General features: G+C 61.0%; 2 protein-coding genes. Both read right to left on the bottom strand.

The window, feature by feature from the left end; translation table 11 throughout:
• A partial coding sequence (locus HP547_RS28950) for a 1-acyl-sn-glycerol-3-phosphate acyltransferase (protein WP_172288927.1) occupies window positions 1–731 on the bottom strand: 731 nt, incomplete at its 3' end.
• Between the two features lie 45 nt (window positions 732–776).
• The coding region (locus HP547_RS28945) for an HAD hydrolase-like protein (protein WP_172288925.1) at window positions 777–973 on the bottom strand (197 nt) is incomplete at its 5' end.

The raw sequence follows: 973 nt of genomic DNA, 5'->3' as shown, positions 1-973 counted from the left end.
CGCTGGGTCGCCTCGTTCCATGCCGCAGCGCGGTCGTTGAGCTCGGCAATGGCACGTGGCCCGGTGCCGTTGGCGTACATCGGCGCGCCAATGACCACCTCGATGGTGCCCGCGCGCTTGCCCCAGCCTGTCTTGGGCCAGTACTTGCCAGCGTTGTGGGCAATCGGCAGCACCGGCAGCCCGGCGTTGACCGCCAGTGCAGTACCGCCACGGGAAAACTTGCCAACCGTTCCGAACGGTACGCGGGTGCCTTCCGGGAAGATCAGCACCCAGGTCTTCTGCTTGAGCAGTTCATCACCCTTGCTCGCCACTTGGCGCAGGGCTTCCTTGGGGTTGTCGCGGTTGATCGCGATCGGCCGCAGCATGGCCATTGCCCAGCCGAAGAACGGCACGTACAGCAGCTCACGCTTGAGCACCTGGCTTAGCGGCGAGAAGTACTGGGAAAGGAAGAATGTTTCCCAGGTGCTCTGGTGGTTGGACAGGATCACACAAGGCTCGGCCGGCACGTTTTCGGCGCCGGTGATCTTGTAGTCGATGCCCAGAATCGTCCGCACCAGGAACAGCGCGCAGCGGCACCAGTACACGTTGATGAACTTGTAGCGCTTGGGGAACGACAGGAACGGCGCGATGAAGAAGCTCAGCGAGCACCACAGCAACGAACTGGTGCCCAGCAGCAGGTAAAAAAGAAAGATTCTGATCGCCTGCAGGATCGACATAGTGGCTTGTACCATTGCGGGCGTGCCCGCCTGAGAAAAATGCGCCCGGGGGCGCACTGTTTAAATTAGTTCTCTGGCGATAGCTGCCAGATCGTCGAAAATCAGTGTAGTTTCCGCAACGCCCTTTTCCAGGGTTCGCTCGCCCTTGCCGGTTTTTACCAACACGGGTTGTGCACCGACGGCCAGGGCCGCCTCCAGGTCACCTGTGCTGTCGCCAACAAACCAGACGCCTGCAAGGCCGACCTGGTAATGCTCGG

It is taken from the genome of Pseudomonas sp. CM27 (assembly GCF_013179515.1).
GTDB lineage: Bacteria > Pseudomonadota > Gammaproteobacteria > Pseudomonadales > Pseudomonadaceae > Aquipseudomonas.
This window is presented reverse-complemented; position numbering and strand designations above follow the sequence as displayed.